2 protein-coding genes are annotated in these 1,776 nt (G+C 73.2%); both read right to left on the minus strand.

Going from position 1 to position 1,776, the window contains the following annotated elements; genetic code table 11:
- Positions 1-507: siderophore-interacting protein (locus NCC78_RS31515; protein ID WP_250799085.1), on the minus strand; the 507-nt coding region annotated here is incomplete at its 3' end.
- The gene (locus tag NCC78_RS31520; RefSeq protein ID WP_250799086.1) at positions 504-1,541 is read right to left on the minus strand and encodes an ABC transporter substrate-binding protein; all 1,038 of its coding nucleotides are present in this window, start codon (positions 1,539-1,541) and stop codon (positions 504-506) included. The genes NCC78_RS31520 and NCC78_RS31515, both read right to left, overlap by 4 nt.
- Positions 1,542-1,776: the final 235 nt, after the last annotated feature.

The raw sequence follows: 1,776 nt of genomic DNA on the forward strand, positions 1-1,776 counted from the left end.
CGGCAGCCAGGCCAGGATCCCGCCGACGGCGGGCAGCGCGGTCTCGTCGGCGACCAGCAGCACCGGGCCGGTGCCGGCCGGCGGGCGGAAGCAGACGCTGCGGTTGTCGTGCACGGCGGGGCCGAGCAGCACCACACGGTCCCCCGGCCGGGCCCGCCCGGCCCAACGGGTGGCCGGGCCGGTGTCGCCGTGGCGGACGACGTCGATGTCCACCCCGGCCCGCCCGGGGCGCTGCTCTCGGATCGTGTAGGAGCGCATCACCGCGCGGACGTCCGCGTCGATGGCGCGCCAGGCGGTGAACCAGTCCTCGCCGGCCTCGACCGGGAGCACCGGCTCGAGCTGCCCCGGGTGGGGCAGGAAGAGGGAGACGCTCTGGTCCCGGCCGCCGCCGGCGAAGTCGGCCAGCTCCGCCCCGCCGAAGGTGACCCGGACCAGCGAGGCGCCGACGTCGCGGGTGGCGACGACCTGCGCCGCGTAGAAGCGGTACTGGAGGGTCACGGCGGTCATCCGGTGACCTTCTTCGCGCCCCGGATGGCCGTGGCCAGGTTCTCCAGCAGCGGCGCGGCGCCGGCGTACGAGAAGCGGGGCACCGCGTCCCACGGCGTGATCTGGTTGGCCTTGACGGCGGGCAGTTGCTGCCAGGTGGGGCGGGAGGCGAGGTCCTTGGGCTGCAGGGCGGTGCCGCGGTTGTCGAGCAGGATCAGGTCGGCCGGGAACTTGCCGGCGTTCTCCCAGCTGAGAGCCTCGAAGTAGTCGCCCGCTTCGAGCTTGGTCGGCACCACGATGTCGACGCCGAGTTCCGCGAAGTACATCAGGTCGGTGCTGACCTTCGGGTTGGAGACGTAGAACAGGTCGGGGCTGCCGGAGGCGGCCATCACCTTGATGCCGGGGTTGGCCTTGACCGCCTGGCGGACCGCCTCGGCGGCGGCGTCGAACCGCGCCCGGGCGTCGGTGACCTTCTTCGCGGACAGGTCGGCGCCGAGGGACTCGGCGAGCTGCGCGTACCGCTCGATGGGCCTGGTCATCGGCACCCGGGCGGTGGTGACGGCGACGCTCGGCGCGAGCGGGAGGATCTTGTCCTTGCTCTCGTCCGGCACGTACCAGAGCGCGCCCGGGTCGTACATGTGGGTGACCAGCAGTTCGGGGCGCAGGCCCGCGTACTTCTCGAGGTTGAACTCGCCCCAGACGTTGCCGAGGATCTGCACGGCGTCGACGTCCAGCTCACCGGCCTGCGGCTCGGCGGTGCCGTCGGCGCGCTTCGTCTCGCCGAACACGCCGACGATTTGCTTGTCCAGTCCGAAATCGACCAGGGCGGCGGCGACCCCGGTGAAGGCCACCACGCGGGTCGGTCGGGCGGCGGCGGTCACCTTCTGGTCGCGGTCGTCGGTGAAGGACCACGGGCCGGCGGAGCCGCTCGACGCGGGCGATGACGAGTCACCGTCCCGGCCGCAGCCGGCGAGCAGGGCGGCCAGGGTGGCGGCGCCGCCGGCGGCGAGCAGGCCCCGGCGGGAGAGACGGCGGGCGGACACGGGATGCGGCATGGAGTCGTCTTTCGATCGGGGGTCGGGATGACCATGGACAGCCCGGTTAGGCTAACCTAACCTAACTTCTTGTCAACACCACCCGACGATCACCACCACATCGGAGCCCACACTGTCCGTCATCGACCCACCACGAACCGGCGTCCGGGCGGTGCCGCCCGCCGCCCGCCCGCCCCGGCGTGCCGTGCCGCGGGCCGGCGGCCTCGCCGCCTCGGCGCTGCTGCTCGTCGTCGTC

The sequence above is a fragment of the Micromonospora phytophila genome (genome assembly GCF_023656545.1).
GTDB lineage: Bacteria > Actinomycetota > Actinomycetes > Mycobacteriales > Micromonosporaceae > Micromonospora > Micromonospora phytophila.

Excerpts from the sequence above, each read along its gene's own strand:
- NCC78_RS31520 (WP_250799086.1), bottom strand. The coding sequence starts at position 1,541 with ATGCCGCATCCCGTGTCCGCCCGCCGTCTCTCCCGCCGGGGCCTGCTC.